This is a genomic window from Cupriavidus mimosae, from assembly GCF_023952485.1.
GTDB classification, from domain to species: domain Bacteria; phylum Pseudomonadota; class Gammaproteobacteria; order Burkholderiales; family Burkholderiaceae; genus Cupriavidus; species Cupriavidus taiwanensis_C.
Genome location: NZ_JALHRY010000018.1, coordinates 1 through 20,207, shown reverse-complemented (window position 1 = coordinate 20,207; position 20,207 = coordinate 1). Strand labels below are relative to the sequence as shown.

Genomic DNA, 20,207 nt, shown 5'->3' with positions numbered 1-20,207 from the left:
GCACCGAGGATCGCTGCTCAGCGCGGCGCGGCGAGCAGCGATTCGATCTTCGCCACCAGTTCCTTGTCGTCCGGCGTGGTGCGGCTGCCGTAGCTGGCCACCACCTTGCCGTCGCGGCCGATCAGGTACTTGTAGAAATTCCATTTCGGCGCGGTGCCGGTCTGCTTCGCCAGCAGCGCGTACATCGGGTTGGCGTCGCTGCCGCGCACATGCGATTTGCCCAGCATCGGGAACTTGACGCCGTAGGTGTTGTAGCAGAAGTCCGCGATCTCTTGCTGCGAGCCCGGCTCCTGCGAGAAGTCATTGGACGGAAAGCCCAGCACCACCAGCCCGCGCGCGTTGTACTTGGCGTACAGCGCCTCGAGCCCTTCGTACTGCGGCGTGAAACCGCAATAGCTCGCGGTATTGACCACCAGCACCACCTTGCCCGCGTACTGGCACAGGTTCTGCGGCGCATCGTCCTGCAGGCGCGGGAAGGTGAAGTTGAGCGATGCCGGGCAGCTGCCAGCGGCGGCAGGGGCGGCGGGCTTGTCGGCGGCGCGCAGCGGTGCCGGCAACAGGGCTGCGCTGGCGGCTGCCAGGGCGAGGGCGGCAGCCAGGGGAACGGACAGGCGGAAAGGCTGGGGGCGACGGCTCATGGCGACGGGGCTCCGGTGGTCGGCTCGCTGGTTCGGGTACGCGTTAGTTTACGCCGATGGCGTCCAGCCGGATGCGCCCCGCCTCAGTCCATCGCCAGCGTGGCGGCGTGCTCGGTGACGCTGCTGCGCAACTCCACGTCCGGCATGCGCCGCACGATCAGCAGCGCCAGCACCGCCGCCGCCGCGCCCACGGCAAAGATCAGGTGAAAGCCCGATTCGACGCCGCCTGCCAGCACCGCGCGCACCGACGGCGACAGCTGCGCGAAGGCTTCGCTGCCATGGCGCAGCGCGCCCAGGTCCAGCGCTTGCGTGACCCCCGAGGCCGCCAGCGCCTGGCGGAATTCCAGCGTCAGCAGCGTGCCGGCCAGGGCGCCGCCCAGCGCGCTGCCGAGCGAGCGCAGCACCAGCAGCGCACCGGTGCCGGCGCCGGTATCGCGGCGCTCCAGCGCGTTCTGCACGCTCATCAGCGTCGCCACCATGGTGATGCCCAGGCCCACCCCGGCCAGCGTCATCGCCGCCAGCACCACCGCCAGCGGCACCGCCGGGGTCACCAGCGCCAGCACGATCAGGCCCAGCGCGCCGGCGATATAGCCCGCGCTCAGGATGCCGCGCATGCGGCCCACGCGCGGCGCCAGCCACGCCACGATAAAGTTGCCCGCCACCGTCGCCAGCAGGAACGGCATCACCAGCAGGCCGGAGGTCGACGCATCGGCGCCGCGCACCAGCTGGAAGTGCAGGGGCAGGGCGAAGATGCACAGGAAGATGTCGAGCGCCGCCAGCGCCGACGCGGCCACGCCCAGCACATAGGCACGATTGGCGAACAGGCGCGGCGGCAGCATCGGGTCGGCCGCGCGGCGCTCCTGCCAGGTCAGCAGCAACACGGCGGCAACCGCGGCCAGCAGCAGGGCGCCCAGTTCGGGCGAGAGCCAGTCATAGACATCGCCGCCCCAGCTCATCGCCAGCAGGAAGGCGACGATGGCCACCGCCAGCAGCAGCGCGCCGAGCCAGTCGACGCGCGCGCGCCCGTCGCGCGCGGGCAGCATGGCCAGGCCGCGGTAGCACATGAACATCGCCAGCAGGCCCAGCGGCACGTTGACCCAGAACAGCCAGCGCCACGACATGTGGTCCGAGACCCAGCCGCCCACCAGCGGCCCGGCGATCGAGGCCACCGCCCACACCGTGGCCAGGTAGCCCTGGTAGCGCCCGCGCTGGCGCGGCGCCACCACGTCGGCGATGGCGGCCTGGGCCAGCGACATCAGCCCGCCGCCGCCCACGCCCTGCAGCGCGCGGAACAGGATCAGCTGCCCCAGCGTCTGCGCCAGCGCGCACGCCACCGAAGCGCCGATGAACAGCGTAATCGCCACCATCAGCAGGCGCCGCCGCCCGAAGCTGTCGGACAGCTTGCCGTACAGCGGCGTGGTCACCGTCGACACGATCAGGTAGGCCGTGACGATCCACGACAGGTGGCCGAAGCCGTTCAGGTCATTGGCGATCGCCGGCACCGCCGGGATCACCACGGTCTGGTCGAGTGCGGCCAGCAGGATGCACAGCACGATGCCGCCGATCACGCGCATCACCGCGCGATGGTCATGGGCGGGCAGGGCGTTGGCGGCGGTGGAAGCAACGGCGGAAGCGGCGAAACCGGTGGAACCGGCAGTGGCGGGCGAAGACATGGGGCAGCACAAGACCGCAGCAATGTGCGGCAAAAGCAACGTCAAAAGCAGGGAATCGGGGCCGGGAACCGCGCGAGGAGGGCGTGACGCCGGAGCGGATGGCCTAATTCAGCGAACGCATAATTATATGCGGCCAGCGATTATCGTGCTGGCGGAGGATCGGGATGGATTGCAGGGATCGCGCGCGGCGCCGCCGCCTCGCCGCGACGGCAAGGGACAAAGCAGGCCGCGGCAAGGCGGCCCTGCTTCCGGCGGATGCAAACGCTAGTGGCCGCCGCCGGTGATGTAATGCTCCAGCTGCTCGATGATGAACTGCTGCTCCGAGATGATGTCCTTGACCAGGTCGCCGATCGACAGCATGCCGATCAGCTCGTCGCCCTGCATCACCGGCAGGTGGCGCAGGCGGTGCCGGGTCATCAGCGCCATGCATTCGTCGGTGGTCTGGTTGGCACTGACGTAGATCACCGCGGTGGTCATGATGTCGCGCACCAGCGTCTCGCGCGAGGTGCGCTGCATCAGGATCACCTTGCGCGCGTAGTCGCGCTCGCTGAGGATGCCCTTGATCTCGCCATGCTCGATGACCAGCAGCGCACCGATACCTTTCTCGGCCATCAGCTGCAGCGCGGCGTAGACGGACGCCGTGGGCGGAATGCTGTAGATGGCCTGACTCGGCTTGGACTCCAGAACCTGGCGTGCGGTTTTCATCACCAACTCCTTTTCCGTCGAGAAAACATGCGGCTGGCGCTACCTGGCTTGCTGCCAATGGAACCAGAGTAGCAAAGGAATGCGCGGGCTTACAGGGTGACTTACGCTAATCTTTGTAAGCAAGGGTGTGGCGCCGCCATTACCGGCGAGGCCCGCACTACTCGGTCAGCATCCGCACCTTCACCTTCTTGCCCTTGACCTTGCCGGCGTTGAGCCGCTTCACCGCCTCGCGCCCGATGCTGCGTTCCACGGCGATATAGGTCGACATTTCCAGCACATTGATCTTGCCGATCTGCTCCTTGGCAAAGCCCGCCTCGCCGGTCAGCGCGCCCAGGATATCGCCCGGGCGGATCTTCTCCTTGCGGCCGCCCAGCATCTGCAGCGTCACCATGGGCGGCAGCAGGCGCTCAGTGCTCGCCGGCGTCAGTTCGGCCAGCGGGTGCCATTCGAACTCGCCGCCGTGGTGCTGCTCCAGGTTGCCCACGCGCCCCATCTCGTCCATGCTGACCAGGCTGAAGGCCCAGCCCTCCTGGTCGGCGCGGCCGGTGCGGCCGATGCGGTGCACGTGCACTTCCGGGTCGGGCGTGATCTCGACATTGATCACCGCTTCCAGTTGCGCGATATCCAGCCCGCGCGCGGCCACGTCGGTGGCCACCAGTACCGAGCAGCTGCGGTTGGCAAACTGCACCAGCACCTGGTCGCGCTCGCGCTGTTCCAGTTCGCCATGCAGCGCCAGTGCCTGGTAGCCCTGCGCGCGCAGCAGTTCCACCAGGTCGCGGCAGCGCGCCTTGGTATTGCAGAAGGCCAGCGTGCTGACCGGCCGGAAGTGGTCCAGCAGCCGCCCCACCGCGTTCAGGCGCTCGCTCTCTTCCACCTCGTAGAAGCGCTGGCGGATGGTGCTGTTGTCGTGCGTCGCCTCCAGCTTGAGCGACTGCGCATTGCGCAGGAAGCGGTGGCTGAGCTTGTCGATGCCGGGCGGATAGGTTGCGGAGAACAGCAGCGTCTGCCGGTCGCGCGGGCAGCGGCTGGCCACATAGGCGATATCGTCGAAGAAGCCCATGTCGAGCATGCGGTCGGCCTCGTCCAGCACCAGCGTGTTGATGGCCGACAGGTCAAGGCTGCCGCGGTCGATATGGTCCAGGATGCGGCCCGGCGTGCCGACCACGATATGCGCGCCATGGATCAGGCTGTCGACCTGCGGGCGCATCGGCGCGCCGCCGCACAGCGTCAGCACCTTGACGTTCTCTTCGGCGCGCGCCAGGCGGCGGATTTCCTGCGTGACCTGGTCGGCCAGCTCGCGCGTGGGGCACAGCACCATGGCCTGCACGTCGAAGCGGCGCGGATCGAGCCGGTGCAGCAGCGCCAGCCCGAACGCCGCGGTCTTGCCGCTGCCGGTCTTGGCCTGCGCCACCAGGTCCTGGCCGGCCAATGTGATCGGCAGGCTGGCCGCCTGGATCGGCGTCATTTCGTCATAGCCCAGCTGCGCCAGCGTGGCGAGCATCGCGGGCGACAAGGGCAGGGTGGAGAAAGCGGGGCCGGCTGGCGGCTGCGCGGGTGCTTGGACGGGGGTCGAGTTCATGCGGGATTATAGCGAGCCGGCGTCAGGCATCCGCGGCGGCGGGCGGGGTCCAGCCCAGCCGCTCCAGCAAGGCCTGGGCGGCGGCGGGCGCGCGTTCCTTGGCACCGTTGATGAAGAAGATGAAGACCTCGCGTCTGCGTGCCGCGGGCTTGCGGTCTTCGAGCGTCGGCAGGTCGTCCGGCTGCGCGCCCTGCGCCCACGACTGCGCGCGGGCGGCCCATGCGTCGAGCGCCTTCGGACCATAGCCGGTGTTCAGCTTCGCGCTGCTTTCCATCAGCCGCGCGTAGACAATATCCGCGGTCAGGTCCGCCATCGACGGGAATTTCTGCGCATCGGTGAAGACCGTGGCGGCCTTGTACTTGCGCGCCAGCTTGAGGTAGTCCGGCGACCTGAAGCTGTCGTGCCGCACCTCCAGCACATGGCGCAGTTTCACGCCTTCCACGGATGCCGGCAGCAATTGCAGGAAGGCCTCGAAGTCTTCCGCGTCGAATTGCTTGGTCGGCGCGAACTGCCACACCACCGGTCCCAGCTTGCGGCCCAGCTCGGCAATGCCGCTGTCGATAAAGCGCGCGATCGAGTCGCCGGACTCCGCCAGCACGCGGCGGTTGGTGGCAAAGCGCGAGGCCTTCACCGCAAAGACAAAGTCATCCGGGGTCTCGTCGCGCCACTTGGCAAACGAGGTGCGCTTCTGCGTGCCGTGATAGGTGCTGTTGATCTCGATTGCGCTGAGGTGCCGGCTGGCATAAGCCAGTTCGCGCGCCTGCGGCAATTTGGCGGGATAGAAATTGTCGCGCCACGGTGCGTAGTTCCAGCCGCCGATGCCGACGCGCACCAGGCTGGCCGGCGCGGCGGCCTTGCGCGATGGCGCGGCCGATGGGGATTTGGACGCGGCTTTGGTCGCGGCCGCAGAGGATGGGGCAGGCGTGGCTGCGCGTGCTGGCATGGCGCGGTCTCCCTGAACGCGAGACTGGCAGTCTAGCGGGAAACCGCGTCATGCGGGTGGCGATGCGCCAAAGGCGATCGCCCATAAAAAAACCGGAAGAGGGCAATGCCCCCTTCCGGCCCGCTCCCCGATCCCCCGGGTTCAGAACGAGAAATTGAGCAGCACGTCCGCGATATTGACGTCCGCGGGCTGCGTCTGCACGGCACCCGCGGCGCTGGTGGCCTGGATGCTGTACTTGCCTGCCGCGGCGCCATCCGGCGACAGCGGGATCGGCAGCGCGGCCTGGTAGGTGCCGATCACCGGCGCGGCCACCGGCAGCGCGGGTTCGGTCGCGAACAGGCTGTAGGCGCCGGTATCGCTGGCCGCCGCGGTCGCGGCGATTTCAAAGGTACCGCCGCTGACCAGCTGCAGCGCGCGCAGCGTGGCTTCGGCCGAGGCCGGCGCCACTGCGCCCGAGACGCGGCGATAGGTCGATGCCGGCAGCGTCATCGGCGCCGCGGCGGTCGAGATCGCCGTGGGCGTACCCACCACCACCGGCACGCCGCGCACGATGCCCGCCGCCTTGGCGTTGGCCGCACCCGGCACCACCACCACGTCGACCGGACCGGCCGTGCTGCTTTGCTCGATCGGCGACAGGCGGAAGCTGCCGGTGGCATCGGCCACGGTCGACTTCACCACCACGCCGTTGCGTTCGGCATAGACGCGCGCACCCGGCGCCGCGGCCACCACGCCGTTGACCTCGCCGCTGACGGTCATCGGGATCGCGGTCACCACCGGCTTCAGGCCATAGGTGCCATTGCCGCGCGTCACCACCGACTTGCAGGCGTCGAAGTCCAGCACCAGGTCGGTCAGCGTGTCGCGCGCCACCGTGAACGGACGATTGATCTTGATGCCCGACTGCACCGCGCTGGGCGTGTCGAGCGGCTGCTCGGCGCCACCGACGGGCACCACCGAATTGGCCAGGGCCGAGGCGCCGCTGCCGCGATTGGCATCCAGCACCAGACGCACCTGCTGGTAATCGCCGGCCGGCAGTGCGGTCTGGCCCAGCACCGTCATCACGCCGTTGGTCAGCGACAGCAGGTCGATCCTGCGCGCTGGCACGACGTCGATATCGACCCAGCCCCCTGCAGTGGTCTCGGCGCTGGCGCTGCTGTGGACGCGCACCTTGTTCACGGTCACGAACACATTGCTGAAACCGCAGGCCGGCGCATCGGTCATCGATACCTGCAGCGTGCCGCGGCCGGGACCGTCGTCGCCGCCGCCACCGCCGCAGGCGGCCAGCGCAAGCACGCTGCTCACGGTAAGCAGGCGCAACGGGGCAGAACTCTTGACAAGGAATGACACGGTAATTTCTCCGTTTATTGTTTGTGGGTTGATCGCAGCATATGTGGCGGTTCGCATAACCGGTGTAAATCTTTGTAATACGTTGTGAAAAAGTTCGCTCCATTGTCTGCATGACTGATCAGCAGGCCTTGAGCGATCGCAACGATTCGCGCTGCATTGTTTCGTCAACTCCGGCAATCGCGAGCGCATGCATCACATTGCTCAAGTCGGCCCGGCGCGCTCCGTATACAGCGGGGTGGAAATCCCACGCTGCAGATTTGTGCAAACGCCCCCAACGATTCCTTACGAAGGATTCCCCTTGATGTTCACTACCATCCGCGCGCGGATCGTGGCCCTGTGCGTCGCCATCGTGGTCGCCGCGCTCGCCATCAACACGGCACTGAACCAGTTCGTTGCCAATCGCCATAACGAAGACGCCATCGACAGCAGTCTGTCCGCCGTGCAAAGCGGCCATGCCAGCGCCATCGTCGACTGGGTGGCCTCGCACAGCCGGATGATCGAGTCGCTGCAGGACGCCGTGCTGCAGCCCGAACCCGATGCTGCGCTAAGGCAGATCGCGCAGGCCGGCGGCTTCACCAACGTCTACGTCGGCTACGCCGACAAGACCGCGAAGTTTTCCAACCCGCAAGGCATCCCGCCCGGCTACGACCCTACCGGCCGCCCGTGGTACCGGCAGGCCGCCGCGGCCGGCAAACCCGTGGTCACGCCGCCTTACGTCGATGCCGGCACGGGCAAGCTGGTGGTGGCGTTCGCCGCGCCGGTGGTGCGCGACGGCGCCGTGCAGGCCGTGGTCTCCGGCGATGTCGCGATGGATACCGTGATCGCCAACGTCAAGGCCATCCATCCGTCGCCGGCCAGCTTCGGCATGCTGGTGGCCCGCAACGGCGACATCGTCGCCCACACCGACGACAAGCTCGCGCTCAAGCCCGTCACGGACCTCGTGCCCGCGCTGAGCGCCGACAAGCTCGCCGCGCTGGCCGGCGCCAAGACGCCGCTGCAAGTCGAGGTGCACGGCAGCACCAAGCTGCTCGGCGCGCGCGCCATCCCCGGCACCGACTGGCTGGTCATCGTCGCGCTGGACCAGGCCGAGGCCACCGCCGGTATGCGCTCCGTGCTGATCGCGTCGGTGATCGCACTGGTGCTGATCGCCGGCGTGGCCGCGGCGGTGGTGTGGGGTGTGGCGACGATGTCGCTGCGCGGGCTGTCCACCGTGCGCGACGCCATGGACGCGATCGGCTCCGGCGACGGCGACCTGACCCAGCGCCTGCCCGCGCACGGCAACGACGAGGTAGCGCAGATCGCGCGCGCCTTCAACACCTTCGCCGACAAGCTCTGCACCATCATGCGCCAGATCCGCGACGCCAGCGAATCGGTGCGGGCCGCGTCCGACGAAATCGCCGCCGGCAACATGGACCTGTCGCGCCGCACCGAATCCGCCGCCGCCAGCCTGCAGCAGACCGCCGCGTCGATGGAAGAGATCACCGCCACCGTCGGCCAATCGGCCAGTTCGGCGCAGCATGCCAACGAATCCGTCGCCGCCGCCTCGCGCGTGGCCGGCGACGGCGGCGTGGTGATCGGCGAAGTGATCAGCACCATGGGGCAGATCGAGACCGCTTCGGTCAAGGTGTCGGACATCATCGGCGTGATTGAGGGCATCGCCTTCCAGACCAACATCCTCGCGCTGAACGCCGCCGTCGAAGCCGCGCGCGCCGGCGACCAGGGCCGGGGCTTCGCCGTGGTTGCCGGCGAGGTGCGCGCGCTGGCCCAGCGCAGCGCCCAGGCCGCGCGCGAGATCAAGACCCTGATCGAAACCACCGTGGGCAGCGTCGCCTCGGGCTCCGAGCAGGTCCGCCGCGCCGGGGACACCATGGGCGAGATCGTCAGCAACGTCTCGAAAGTGACCGAAATTATCAACGAGATCACTCGCGCGACGATGGAACAGACGCGCGGCATTCAAGAGGTGAATATGGCGGTGAGCCAGCTGGACCAGATGGTGCAGCAGAACGCGGCACTGGTGGAGCAGTCGACCGCGGCGGCCGCGGCGCTGCAGACGCAGGCCGGGAGCCTTGCGGGGGCGGTGGGACAGTTCAGGCTGGGCTGAGATTCCCGGCCGTCATCGCGATTTGCCCGGTGGCACGGGCGCCCGCTCGCGCCGCCCGCCAATCGCCCCGGTGCCCGCGGCCTTCACGATCCTGCGGAAGGTCGGGCACTCCATATGGCTGGGCGCCGGGCAGACCGCCGCATGGCGCAGCCCGTCGCGCATCGCCGTCAGCTTGCGGATGGTGCGGTCCAGCTCGTCCGCCTTTGCGGCCAGCATCTGCCGGTCGATGCGCGGCTGGCCCTGCGGCGAAAACATCCGCGCGATGTCGTCCAGCGAGAAGCCGGCCGCCCGCCCCAGCGCGATCAGCGCCAGCCGCTCCAGCACCTCCGCATCGAACACCCGACGCATGCCGCGCCGGCCGATCGACGCGATCAGTCCCTTTTCCTCGTAGTAGCGCAGCGTCGAGGCCGGCATGCCGGCCTGCCGGGCCACTTCCGCAATATCCAGGCTTGTCACCGCTTGACCTCAAGTCAACTTGAACTGGCACAGTGTAGCTTCCAGCCAAGCAAGGGGATACACCATGGGTGAACAACGGCAAACCAGCAGCAACGGCGGCGAGCAGGCCGCACTGTGGAACGGCGCCTCCGGCCAGGCGTGGGTGGAGCACCAGGGCCTGCTGGACGACATGTTCCGGCCACTGGAAGAGCAGCTGGTCCAGGCCGCCGGCAACGCCGCGGCGCAACGCATCCTCGATGTCGGCTGCGGCACCGGCAGCACCACGCTGGCGCTGGCGCGGCGCCTGGGTGAGAAAGGCCATTGCACCGGCATCGACATTTCCGCGCCGATGCTCGCCGCCGCGCAGTCCCGCGCGCAACGCGAGGGCATCCACGCAAGCTTTATCCACGCCGATGCGCAGGAGCACGCCTTCGCCCCGGCAAGCTTCGACATGATCGTGTCGCGCCTGGGCGTGATGTTCTTCAGCGATCCGGTGCGCGCGTTCGCCAACCTGCGCTGGGCCGCGACGTCGGACGCCACGCTGCACTGCATCGCCTGGCGCAGCGCCGCCGAGAACCCCTTCATGACCACCGCCGAGCGCGCCGCCGCCCCGCTGCTGCCGAACCTGCCGCCACGGCAGCCCGGCGCGCCGGGGCAATTTGCCTTCGGCGACCGCGAGCGGGTGCTATCGATCCTGCAAGCGAGCGGCTGGGGCGATATCGAGATCCGACCGACCGACGTGACTTGCACGCTGCCGGAGCCGGCGCTGGCCGGCTACCTGTCGCGTCTCGGCCCGGTCGGGCTGGCGCTGCAAGGCGCGGACTCCACCACGCGCGAGCGCGTCGCCACAGCCGTGCGCGCCGCGTTCGAGCCCTACGTGCAAGGCGATTCCGTGCGCTACACCGCAGCGTGCTGGGCCATCACGGCGCGCGCGACCGCGGCTGTTTCGCTCAATTGCCGGGACACCCACCATGCCTGACCACACCACCGCAATGCTGCTCCATGCCACGGTCATCGGCACCGGCGCCACGCTGGTCATGGATGCCTGGGCCATCCTGCGCAAGCGGCTGATCGGCGTGCCTGCGCTGAACTATGGCCTGGTCGGCCGCTGGCTGGCCTGGCTACCGCGTGGACGTGTCCACCATCGGCCCATCGCCGCCACGCCACCGGTGCGCGGCGAGCAGGCCATCGGCTGGATCGCGCACTACCTGACCGGCATCGCGTTCGCGGGGATACTGCTGGCGTTATGGGGGCTGGACTGGGCGCGCAAGCCGACGCTGGCACCAGCCCTGATCGTCGGCATCGCCAGCGTCGCCGCGCCCTTCCTGCTGATGCAGCCCGCGATGGGCGCGGGTATTGCGGCCAGCCGCACGCCGCGGCCGAATGTCGCGCGGGTGCATAGCCTGGTGACGCATGTGGTGTTTGGGGTGGGGATGTATGCGGCGGGTTGGGTGGCACGGCTGATCGCCGGTCCCAATTGGTCATTGGCGTAAGCGCATCAGCCTGTGCGAATCACTCCGGCACCGGATACTTCCTCGCATTGATTTCCATCTTCGCCCGCACCGCGGCGTCCAAATCCACGCCGAGCGCCGTCACCAGCTGGGTCAGATAGATGGTGATATCCGCAAGCTCCTGCTCAACGTGCTCGCACTTGGACGTGGACATGATGGCGCGCGATTCGTCCTCGGTCTGCCACTGGAAGATCTCGACCAGTTCCGAGACCTCGACGCTCAGCGCCATCGCCAGGTTCTTGGGGCTGTGGTACTTGCCCCAGTGACGGGCTTCGCCGAAGTCGTAGGCGGCTTGCTGGAGGTTCTTGATATCGATCAGGGGCATGGTGGTGTGGCGAATGCCTTCGTGTGGCAGCACGCCGGCAGCGGCGTGTGCAATGGTTGAGTTGCCCTCGGGCAGTGAACGGATGGCTGCGGCGGCTCAAGCGCCGAGCAGCCGGCGCGCCAGCAATGCCTGCAGGTCGCGCCGGCCATCCGCGATGACATAGATGAGCACGCTGTCGTCCACCAGGCGGTAGATCACGCGATACGGCTTGAATGCGGTCTGGCGATATTCCCGGATACCCAGCGCGATCAGTTCGGCCGGGTAGCTGCCCTTCTCGGGGAAGCGCGAAATCTGGTCCACGGCTTCCAGCAACCGATCCAGCACGTAGTCCGCATTCTCGACACAGTCGAATTCCGCAATGTAGTCGTAGATGGACTCCAGATCCTGTTCGGCCCCGGCGGTAAGCAGGACCTCATGGCGCTTGCCGCCCGCCGGCATCAGTCGGCGGCCCGCTTGCTGCGCAGGCGCGCGACCACGTCCTTGACAGGCTTGAGCTTGCCGGCGGCGATTTCCTGGTTGCCCAGCGCCAGGATCTTCAGCAGGGCCAGCGTTTCCTGCGTCTGCTCGAACGACGCAACGTCCTGCAGCACCGCGCGGGCCTCGCCGTTCTGGGTGATCACCAGCGGCTCGCGCCGCTCATTGACCTGCTCCAGCACCTCGGCGGCATTGGCCTTCAGGTAGCTGATCGGCTTGACCTGGGAAGAGTAGCGCATGATGTGAGCCTGACTGTGCAATGGACCGAATATAGACTTTATTCGGTCCTGCAACAACCGACGGCAGCCGGGCGATTTATTGCCAACACGAAGCGGCGCCGCGCGCACCCCACCCAGCAAATTGCCATCCTGCAAGGGTTATCCCTAGGCAAGCATTCCCATTTTCCGGGACTGGCAGTTTTGATTTCCGGGAATTCGGTCCTATTCTTGGGCCCCATGTTGAATGCAGTCGACCACACAACGCCGCGGCAGCCCGCCGCTCCCACAACCGCCGATTCCGCACAGCCGGCCGGCGGCGCCGACCGCGTGCTGTTCGTGCTGGCCGCGCTGGCGCAACACGGCGCCCCGATCACGGTGCGCGACCTGGTGGCCCGTACCGGCCTGCCCAAGAGCACGCTCTATCGCCAGTTGATGCTGCTCAAGCGCTGGGGCTTCGTGCTCGAGTCCGACGGCGAATACGCGCCGGGCCCGATCAGCCTGCAGCTGGCGCTCGGTTTCGACATGGCCTCGCACCTGGCCCGTGAAGCGGTGCCCGATATGCGGCTGCTGGCGCAGCAGTCGGATGAAAGCGTCGGCCTGGTGGTCGCGGTCAAGGACCACGCGGTGTGCCTGGAGATGGTGGAGAGCCGCCAGTCGCTGCGCTGCTCGTTCGAGAAGGGCCGCGGCGTGCCGCTGCGCGCGGGCGCGTCGGCCAAGTCGCTGCTGGCCTTCATGCGCGACGACGCGCGCGAGCGCGTGGTCCGGGCCCAGTGCGAGCCGGCGGAAGCGGAAAAGCTGCTGGCGGAACTCGCTGCGATCCGCGCCACCGGCTATGCCGTCAGCGAGGGCGAAGTGGACCCCGGCGTGTGGGGCGTGAGCGCGCCGCTGTTCTCGCGGCGGGCCAAGGCCGACGCGCTGGGCTCGATCACGCTGATGGTGCCGGCCACACGCCGGCAAGGGCGCGAAAGCGCGCTGATCGACATGACCGTGGCGGCAGCCATGCGGATTTCCGCGCGGCTGCAGTCTTACTAAAAACACCAGAGCAATCTTTACCGCGCCGTCCGCAGACCCGCGCGACGGCAGATTTCCCGTTCCCGGAAAAAAGGAGACCCCCATGAACCTTCGTCGCAAATGCCTGATCGCCGGCCTCTCGGCCGTGGCCGGACTGACCTTCGGCGCCGCCGCGCACGCGCAGGACAGCAACGTGCTGCGCGTGGCCACCGACGCCACCTTCCCGCCGATGGAATTCATCGAGAACGGCAAGCGCACCGGCTTTGACGTCGAGCTGGTCGAGGCCATGGCCAAGACCATGGGCAAGCAGGTGGAATGGACCAACATCGACTTCAAGGGCCTGATCCCGGGCCTGGTCTCGCGCCGCTTCGACATGGCCGTATCCGGCATCTACATCACCCCGGAGCGCCGCAAGGTGGTGGACTTTACCGAACCCTACTACACCGGCGGCCTGGTGGCGCTGGTCAAGAGCGGCAACGCCACCATCAACAAGCCGGAAGACCTGAACGGCAAGAAGGTCAGCGTGCAGGTGGGGACCAAGTCGGTCAGCTTCCTGCGCGACACCTATCCGCAGGTGCAGCGCGTGGAAGTCGAGAAGAACCAGGAAATGTTCAACCTGGTCGAGATCGGCCGCGCCGATGCCGCCGTGACCGGCAAGCCGGCCGCGATGCAGTACGTGAAGACCCGCGGCGGCCTGCGCGTGGTGGAACAGCAGCTGACCACTGAGGAATACGGCATGGCGGTGCGCAAGGACACGCCCGAGCTGACCCGCGCGCTGAATGCCGCACTGGTCAAGCTCAAGGCCGACGGCACCTACGCCAAGCTGACCCAGAAGTGGTTCGGCGCGGCCGCCAAGTAAGCCACGCGGACCGACATTATGGAACTGGATTTTTCTCCCGTCTTCGCCGGGTGGCCTGACATCCTGCACGGCGCCGTCATCACCGTGCAGGTCACGGCCTGCGCACTGGTGCTGGGCTGCGTGATGGGCCTGCTGGTCGGCATCGGCCGGCTGGACCCCAGGCGCCGCGTCATCTACAGCATCTGTACCGCCTATGTGACCTTCATCCGCGGCACGCCGCTGCTGGTGCAGCTGTTCCTGCTGTTCTTCGGGCTGCCGCAGTTCAACATCCTGCTGCCGGCCTTTGTGTGCGGCGTGATCGGGCTGGGCATCTATTCCGGCGCCTATGTCTCGGAGATCGTGCGCGGCGCGATCCAGTCCGTCGACAAGGGCCAGATGGAAGCCGCGCGCTCGATCGGCATGTCGTCCGGCCAGGCCATGCGCGCCATCATCCTGCCGCAGGCCATCGTGCGCATGATCCCGCCGCTGGGCAACGAGTTCATCGCGCTGATCAAGAACTCGGCGCTGGTGTCGCTGCTGACCATCGCCGACCTGATGCACGAGGGCCAGAAGATCATCAGCGTGTCGTACCGGTCGCTGGAGGTCTACCTGGCGATCGCGCTGGTGTATCTGATCCTGACGAGTGCGGCCGGGCTGATCCTGCGCCACGCCGAACAACGGCTGCGCATGGGAGGCATGGTGCAATGAGCGATTCCGCAATCATCCGGATCCGCAACCTGGGCAAATCGTTCGGTAGCCACACGGTGCTGCGCGGCATCGACTTCGACGTGGAACCGTCGCAGGTGGTGGTGGTGATCGGCCCCAGCGGCTCCGGCAAGAGCACCTTCCTGCGCTGCTGCAACGGCCTGGAGCAGCCCGAGGCAGGCACCATCGACATCGTTGGCAAGAGCCTGGTGAGCGACGGCCAGCTGATCGACGAGCAGGGGCTGAACCAGCTGCGCACCGAAGTGGGCATGGTGTTCCAGTCGTTCAACCTGTTCCCGCACCTGTCGGTGCTGCACAACGTCACGGTTGGACCGCGCATGCTGCGCGGCGTCTCGCGCGACGACGCCGAGCGCAAGGCAATGAGCCTGCTGGAGAAAGTCGGCCTGGCGCACAAGGCGCACGCCATGCCGGCCAGCCTGTCCGGCGGCCAGAAGCAGCGCGTGGCCATCGCCCGCGCGCTGGCGATGGAGCCGCGCGTGATGCTGTTCGACGAGCCGACCTCCGCGCTGGACCCCGAGCTGGTGGGCGAAGTGCTGCAGGTGATGAAGGTGCTGGCCGCCGAAGGCATGACCATGGTCGTGGTCACCCATGAAATGGGCTTTGCCCGCGAAGTGGCCGATGTGGTCGTGGTCATGGACGGCGGCGGCATCATCGAGGCCGGGCCGCCGTCGGTGATCTTCTCCGCGCCGACGCAGGAACGCACGCGCGGCTTCCTGCAGGCGGTGCTGACGCGGGCATGAGGATGGCAGTGACGCAAAACCCCTGGCAGGGCCGTATCGACCGCGGCGAGCAGGGCGACACCACGCGGCTGTTCCGCATCGTGCAGGCGCTGGACCCCGCGGACCCCGCGCCGCTGGACCACGCGCCGGTATTGCTCGGCTTCCGCTGCGATGCCGGCGTGCTGCGCAACCAGGGCCGCCCCGGCGCCGCCCACGGCCCCGACGCCATCCGCCAGGCGCTGGCCAACGTGCCGGCGCACGGGCTGCCGGCGCTGTACGACGCCGGCAATGTCAGCTGCGACGACGGCGAGCTGGAATCGGCCCAGCAGGCGCTGGCCGGCGCCGTCCAGGCGGTGCTGGCGCGTGGCGGCTTTCCGCTGGTACTGGGCGGCGGCCATGAAGTGGCGTGGGGCACGTGGCAGGGCCTGCGTGCGCACCTGGATGCGCAGGACGATGCTGGTCGCGTGCTGATCATCAATATCGACGCCCACTTCGACCTGCGCACCAGCCGGCCCGCCAGCTCCGGCACGCCGTTCGACCAGATCGCCCATGCCTGCGCCGGGCGCGGCCAGCCGTTCGACTATGTCTGCCTGGGCGTCAGCCGCCTCAGCAACACGCCGGCGCTGTTCGGTCGCGCCGAGGCGCTGGGCGTCAGCTACGTCGAAGACGTCGACATGCAGGAACGCCACCTGGCAGCACGGCTGGCGGAGTTGTCCGCCCGCATCGATGCCGCGGACCACGTGTACCTGACCATCGACCTCGACGCCCTGCCGGGCGCGGTGATGCCGGGCGTGTCGGCGCCCGCAGCCTACGGCGTGCCGTTGCCGGTGGTCGAGGAAGTGGCGCGGCTGGTCCGCCGCAGCGGCAAGCTGCGCGTGGCCGACCTGGCAGAGTACAACCCCCAGTACGACCGCGATCACCTGGGCGCGCGCGTGGCGGCGCGGCTGGCCTGGCGCCTGCTGCGCTGAAGCGCCGGCCAGGGGCCCTGCCGGCAGTTGGCAGCCGCCGCCCGCGGCGATAGTATTGCCCTTCGCTAGATTTAGCGATTCTGATCAGAATTGATAAAGCCAGGCAAGGGCAGTCCTGCGCCGGCGCGGCCGTTGCCGCGCCCGGGGATCCGCCGCTTGCCGTTGCTCGGGCGGAAGGGTCTGCGTGATCGAACAAATCGTCATCGTCGGTTTTGGCTGCATCGGCCAGGCCGTGCTGCCGCTGCTGGAGCGGGCCTGGCCGCGGGCAGCGATCACCGTGGTCGACCGCGTGCTGGACCGCGCGCGCCAGCAACTGATCGCCCGCCACAAGCTGCAAGCCATCCAGGCCACCATCACCGCGGCCAACTACGAAACCATGCTGGCCCCGCTGCTGCGGCCCGGCGCCTTCCTGCTGAACCTGGCCCCGTCCGTCTGCAGCCGCGACCTGATTGCACTGGCGCAGGCGCACGGCGCGTTCTATGTCGATGCCGGCATTGAACCCTGGGACTACGCCGCCGATCCGCGGGCCTCGCACCTGAGCAACTACGCGCTGCGCCACGAGATGCTGGCCTTCGCCCGCGGCCGCGAAGCGCTGCCGACCGCGCTGGTCGCGCATGGCGCCAATCCCGGTCTGGTCTCGGTGCTGGTCAAGTCCGCGCTGATGGCATTGGCCGGCAAGGCCGGATTGAATCAGCCGGAGCCCAGCGATCGCGCCGCGTGGGCCGCGCTGGCGCGCGCGCTGGACGTGCGCGTGATCCAGGTCGCCGAATACGACAGCCAGCAGGCGCCTGGCTATCCGCGCGACGGCGAGTTCGCCAACACCTGGTCCGCCGAAGGCTTTATCACCGAATGCCTGCAGGACGCCGAACTCGGCTGGGGCAGCCATGAACCCCGCTTGCCGCCCGCTGGCTACCGCCACGGCTACGGCAGCGGCGCGGCGATCGCGCTGGACCGGCCGGGCCATCGCACCCGCGTGCGTTCCTGGTCGCCGGTGCACGGCCCGTTCGACGCCTGCCTGATCACGCACAACGAATCGATCTCGATCGCCGAGTACCTGACCGACACCCGCGCCGGCCAGCCGCTGTATCGCCCCACCGTCTACTACGCCTATCGCCCCACCACCGCCACGCAGGCCTCGATGCAATGGCTGGACGACCGCGCCGCCCCGCGCGTGCGCGGCGAACGCATCCTGCGCGACGAGATCCAGTGCGGCGAAGACGAACTCGGCGTGCTGCTGATGAGCGGCCGCCACGGCGCGGTCTGGCATGGCTCGCGCCTGTCGGTGCAGCGCGCGCGCGCGCTGGCGCCGTACAACACCGCCACCAGCCTGCAGGTGGCATCGAGCCTGGTCGCCGGCATGCAGTGGATGCTGGCCAATCCGTCGCGTGGCGTGGTGGAATCCGATGCGCTCGACTTCGGCCCGGTGCTGGCCGATGCCGCGCACTGGTGGGCGCCGCTGAGCATCGCATTTACCGACTGGCTGCCGCAGCCCGGCGCCGCCTCGCTCGCCTTCACCGACTTCCTGCTGGACGACACCACGGTCCGGCCCGATTCCTCCCTGCTGACCCTTGCCTGCTGATGCAACGCATCCCGCAAACCCCGCGCCGCAACTGGCCGCGCGAACTCGAGAAGGTGGGCTTCCACTTCCATTCGCTGGACGAGTTCAACGTCCCGCGCGAAGTCGATGACCACACCTTCTTCTACTGGCGCGAAGACGCTGCCTACGCCTTCAGCAAGCAGGAGGTGGAAACGCTCTATGCCGCCGCCTACGACCTGAACCAGCGCTGCCTGGAAGCCGTGCAGCATGTGATCGACCACGACCTGTTCGCGCGCCTGGCGATCGACGCGGACTTCGCGCAGCTGATCCGCACCTCGTGGGACCGCGACGAGCCCACGCTGTTCGGCCGCTTCGACATGACGCTGGACCCGCACGGCGTGCCCAGGCTGTACGAGTTCAACGCCGACACCCCGACATCGCTGATCGAATCCGCCGTCGCCCAGTGGTACTGGAAAGACGCCGTGCAGCCGCAGGCCGACCAGTTCAACAGCCTGCACGACGCCCTGGTGGCGCGCTGGCAGTGGCTGCGCAACCACTACCGCAACGCCAGCCTGCTGCACCTGGCCTGCATGTTCGACAGCCAGGAAGACGTCTGCAATACCGAGTACCTGATGGACACCGCGCTGCAGGCCGGCTGGGCGGTCAAGCTGGTCGACCTGCAGGAGATCGGCACCGACGGCCGCGGCAACTTCTACGATGCCGACAACGTGCCGATGGAAGTCGTGTTCAAGCTCTACCCGTGGGAATGGATGGCCACCTCCGACTACCGCGACCAGCTCGCGCACAGCCCCGTGCGCTGGGTCGAGCCGCCGTGGAAGGCGGTGCTGTCCAACAAGGCCATCCTACCGATCCTGTGGGACCTCTTTCCGGGACATCCCAACCTGATCGAAGCCAGCTTTAACCCCGGCCACTTCGCCGGCAAGCCGCACGCGAAAAAGCCCTTCCTGTCGCGCGAAGGCGAAAGCGTGACGCTGCTCACCCCCGAGGGCGAGCGCGTCCAGAACCCCGGCGAGTATGGCGAAGAAGGCTTCATCTACCAGGCCTACGAACCGGCGCGGCGCTTTGACGGGCGCTACACCACGCTGGGCGTCTGGATCGTCGACGACGTGCCCAGCGGCCTGTGCGTGCGCGAAGAATCCGGGCCCATCGCCAAGAACACCAGCTTCTTCGTCCCCCATTACTTCACCCACGCGTAAGCCATGGCCAACAAGAAGAAGGGCACCAAGCGCTCCAAGTACGGCAGCCCATACATGCCCGGAAGGGGCGGCTCCGGCGGCCCGTCGCCGCGCATCGCAGCCTACGAGGCCGAACAGAAAAAGCAGGGCGGCTCGCCCGCGCTGTGGATCGTCGGCGCCTGCGCCGTGGTCGCCGGCGTGGCCGTGCTCGGCTCCTGCAGCGACGACGCCGACGACGACCCCGGCGTCACCGTGCGCCGCGCCAGCTACGCCACGCTGGAAGACTGCGAGGCCGACTGGAACACGCCCAACGACTGCGAAAGCGTGCCGATCGACGACCCCAGCACCATCTACAGCTCCAGCCTCAACGCCCCCGCCAGCGAAGCCGCCGGCTCCGGCACCACGCACAGCAGCAGCGCGTACTACGCACGCTGGTACGGCCCGTACTACACCGCCAGCGGCACCGTCTACCACCCCAACGGCACCCAGACCCAGCGCGACATGTCCTCCGGCCCGCTGCGCCCGATGCAGGTCTACGACCGCAACGGCACGCCCACGCAATCGTTCACCAACGCCACCCCGCGCGCAGCCATGGTGGAAGAAGCCACCGTACGCCGCAGCTCGCTCGGCGGCGGCCGCTCCATGGGCCTGACCATGCGCTCCGCGGCCGTATCGCGCGCACCGGTGGTATCGCGCGGCGGCTTCACCAGCCGCTTCGGCAGCTCCGGCCGCTCCGGCGGCGGCTGAAGTGCCCGCGCCAAACGCCATCCCGCATCCCCCTGACAACCGACAACGAGTCCATCCAATGGTCAATACCATGCACCCGGCGCTTGCCTACCTGATCTACATCGTCACCAGCTTTGCCATGCTGGGGCTGTTCCTGCTGGTCTATACGCGCGTCACGCCGCATCGGGAATTCACGCTGATCCGCGAAGGGAATATCGCGGCAGCGTTGTCGCTGGGTGGAGCGGTGCTGGGGTTCTCGCTGACGTTGTCGTCGAGCATTCAGCACAACGCTACGTTTGCGATGTTCTTGCTGTGGGCGTTTGGGGCGTTTGCGGTGCAGGTGCTGGCTTACCTGGTGGCGGCGCGGGCGCTGGGGGGTGTCAGTGAGGCGATCTCGAACGACAATCGCGGCGTGGGGGCGGTGATGGGGGTGATTTCGTTGTCGGTGGGGGTGGTGAATGCGGCTTGTTTGACGTGAGACTGGAGGCGGGCAACGGCCACTCCGGCATAAAAGACGTCAGCACCAGCTGCCATAGGCAA

The 20,207-nt window shown here is 68.0% G+C and carries 22 protein-coding genes; 12 read left to right on the top strand and 10 right to left on the bottom strand.

Going from position 1 to position 20,207, the window contains the following annotated elements; genetic code table 11:
• Positions 1-17: 17 nt before the first annotated feature.
• The 6 genes from MKD50_RS25750 to MKD50_RS25725 all read right to left on the bottom strand — a co-directional run bounded on the left by MKD50_RS25750 (position 18) and on the right by MKD50_RS25725 (position 6,882).
• Positions 18-638 (bottom strand): glutathione peroxidase, encoded by a 621-nt coding sequence (locus tag MKD50_RS25750; protein ID WP_252669277.1) that lies wholly within the window; start codon positions 636-638, stop codon positions 18-20.
• An 83-nt stretch (positions 639-721) separates the two neighbouring features.
• On the bottom strand, positions 722-2,311 hold the full coding sequence (locus tag MKD50_RS25745; protein ID WP_256503878.1) for an MDR family MFS transporter: 1,590 nt from the start codon (positions 2,309-2,311) through the stop codon (positions 722-724).
• A gap of 264 nt (positions 2,312-2,575) precedes the next feature.
• Positions 2,576-3,016: a CBS domain-containing protein gene (locus MKD50_RS25740; RefSeq protein WP_115702922.1), complete on the bottom strand. Its 441-nt coding sequence runs from the start codon at positions 3,014-3,016 to the stop codon at positions 2,576-2,578.
• Positions 3,017-3,173: 157 nt separating this feature from the next.
• Positions 3,174-4,595 carry an ATP-dependent RNA helicase DbpA gene (gene dbpA / locus MKD50_RS25735; RefSeq protein ID WP_252669275.1) on the bottom strand — a complete coding sequence of 474 codons (1,422 nt, stop codon included), beginning with the start codon at positions 4,593-4,595 and terminating at the stop codon, positions 3,174-3,176.
• A gap of 22 nt (positions 4,596-4,617) precedes the next feature.
• Positions 4,618-5,538, bottom strand: coding sequence for a DUF72 domain-containing protein (locus MKD50_RS25730; protein WP_252669273.1), 921 nt, complete (start codon positions 5,536-5,538; stop codon positions 4,618-4,620).
• A gap of 141 nt (positions 5,539-5,679) precedes the next feature.
• Positions 5,680-6,882, bottom strand: a complete 1,203-nt coding sequence (locus tag MKD50_RS25725; protein WP_252669271.1) for a DUF4382 domain-containing protein — start codon at positions 6,880-6,882, stop codon at positions 5,680-5,682.
• Between the two features lie 301 nt (positions 6,883-7,183).
• Between MKD50_RS25725 and MKD50_RS25720 the strand changes: the two genes are divergently transcribed.
• The gene (locus MKD50_RS25720) at positions 7,184-8,983 is read left to right on the top strand and encodes a methyl-accepting chemotaxis protein (protein ID WP_252669269.1); all 1,800 of its coding nucleotides are present in this window, start codon (positions 7,184-7,186) and stop codon (positions 8,981-8,983) included.
• Positions 8,984-8,995: 12 nt separating this feature from the next.
• On the opposite strand, the gene MKD50_RS25715 is transcribed toward MKD50_RS25720, so the two are convergent.
• The gene (locus MKD50_RS25715) at positions 8,996-9,439 is read right to left on the bottom strand and encodes a helix-turn-helix domain-containing protein (protein ID WP_252669268.1); all 444 of its coding nucleotides are present in this window, start codon (positions 9,437-9,439) and stop codon (positions 8,996-8,998) included.
• A gap of 64 nt (positions 9,440-9,503) precedes the next feature.
• On the opposite strand from MKD50_RS25715, the gene MKD50_RS25710 reads away from it, so the two are divergent.
• The gene (locus tag MKD50_RS25710) at positions 9,504-10,397 is read left to right on the top strand and encodes a class I SAM-dependent methyltransferase (protein ID WP_252669266.1); all 894 of its coding nucleotides are present in this window, start codon (positions 9,504-9,506) and stop codon (positions 10,395-10,397) included.
• Positions 10,390-10,911 carry a DUF2938 domain-containing protein gene (locus tag MKD50_RS25705; protein WP_252669265.1) on the top strand — a complete coding sequence of 174 codons (522 nt, stop codon included), beginning with the start codon at positions 10,390-10,392 and terminating at the stop codon, positions 10,909-10,911. The genes MKD50_RS25710 and MKD50_RS25705 overlap by 8 nt, the downstream gene beginning before the upstream one ends.
• A 19-nt stretch (positions 10,912-10,930) precedes the next feature.
• Here the strand turns inward: MKD50_RS25705 and MKD50_RS25700 are convergent, their stop codons facing one another.
• From MKD50_RS25700 to MKD50_RS25690, 3 genes are all read right to left on the bottom strand, one after another.
• The gene (locus tag MKD50_RS25700) at positions 10,931-11,254 is read right to left on the bottom strand and encodes a nucleotide pyrophosphohydrolase (protein WP_252669340.1); all 324 of its coding nucleotides are present in this window, start codon (positions 11,252-11,254) and stop codon (positions 10,931-10,933) included.
• A gap of 96 nt (positions 11,255-11,350) precedes the next feature.
• Positions 11,351-11,692, bottom strand: coding sequence for a type II toxin-antitoxin system RelE/ParE family toxin (locus MKD50_RS25695; protein WP_116311996.1), 342 nt, complete (start codon positions 11,690-11,692; stop codon positions 11,351-11,353).
• Positions 11,692-11,967 (bottom strand): type II toxin-antitoxin system Phd/YefM family antitoxin, encoded by a 276-nt coding sequence (locus MKD50_RS25690; RefSeq protein WP_115702903.1) that lies wholly within the window; start codon positions 11,965-11,967, stop codon positions 11,692-11,694. The genes MKD50_RS25695 and MKD50_RS25690 overlap by 1 nt, the downstream gene beginning before the upstream one ends.
• A 216-nt stretch (positions 11,968-12,183) precedes the next feature.
• Here MKD50_RS25690 and MKD50_RS25685 point away from each other — a divergent pair, with 216 nt between their 5' ends.
• From MKD50_RS25685 to MKD50_RS25645, 9 genes are all read left to right on the top strand, one after another.
• Positions 12,184-12,978: an IclR family transcriptional regulator gene (locus tag MKD50_RS25685; protein ID WP_252669264.1), complete on the top strand. Its 795-nt coding sequence runs from the start codon at positions 12,184-12,186 to the stop codon at positions 12,976-12,978.
• A gap of 82 nt (positions 12,979-13,060) precedes the next feature.
• Positions 13,061-13,816, top strand: coding sequence for a glutamine ABC transporter substrate-binding protein (locus MKD50_RS25680; protein ID WP_252669263.1), 756 nt, complete (start codon positions 13,061-13,063; stop codon positions 13,814-13,816).
• Positions 13,817-13,834: 18 nt separating this feature from the next.
• Positions 13,835-14,503, top strand: a complete 669-nt coding sequence (locus MKD50_RS25675; protein ID WP_252669262.1) for an amino acid ABC transporter permease — start codon at positions 13,835-13,837, stop codon at positions 14,501-14,503.
• Entirely contained in the window at positions 14,500-15,261 is a 762-nt protein-coding gene (locus MKD50_RS25670; RefSeq protein WP_252669261.1) for an amino acid ABC transporter ATP-binding protein, read from the top strand. Before MKD50_RS25675 ends, MKD50_RS25670 begins: the two co-directional genes overlap by 4 nt.
• Complete coding sequence (gene hutG, locus MKD50_RS25665) at positions 15,258-16,208, top strand: formimidoylglutamase (protein WP_252669260.1); 951 nt, start codon at positions 15,258-15,260, stop codon at positions 16,206-16,208. The genes MKD50_RS25670 and hutG overlap by 4 nt, the downstream gene beginning before the upstream one ends.
• Positions 16,209-16,392: 184 nt before the next feature.
• Positions 16,393-17,787 (top strand): saccharopine dehydrogenase NADP-binding domain-containing protein, encoded by a 1,395-nt coding sequence (locus MKD50_RS25660; protein ID WP_252669258.1) that lies wholly within the window; start codon positions 16,393-16,395, stop codon positions 17,785-17,787.
• Positions 17,787-18,962: a glutathionylspermidine synthase family protein gene (locus tag MKD50_RS25655; protein ID WP_252669256.1), complete on the top strand. Its 1,176-nt coding sequence runs from the start codon at positions 17,787-17,789 to the stop codon at positions 18,960-18,962. Before MKD50_RS25660 ends, MKD50_RS25655 begins: the two co-directional genes overlap by 1 nt.
• 3 nt (positions 18,963-18,965) lie before the next feature.
• Entirely contained in the window at positions 18,966-19,688 is a 723-nt protein-coding gene (locus tag MKD50_RS25650) for a hypothetical protein (protein ID WP_252669254.1), read from the top strand.
• A 58-nt stretch (positions 19,689-19,746) separates the two neighbouring features.
• The gene (locus tag MKD50_RS25645) at positions 19,747-20,145 is read left to right on the top strand and encodes a DUF350 domain-containing protein (RefSeq protein ID WP_252669252.1); all 399 of its coding nucleotides are present in this window, start codon (positions 19,747-19,749) and stop codon (positions 20,143-20,145) included.
• Positions 20,146-20,207: the final 62 nt, after the last annotated feature.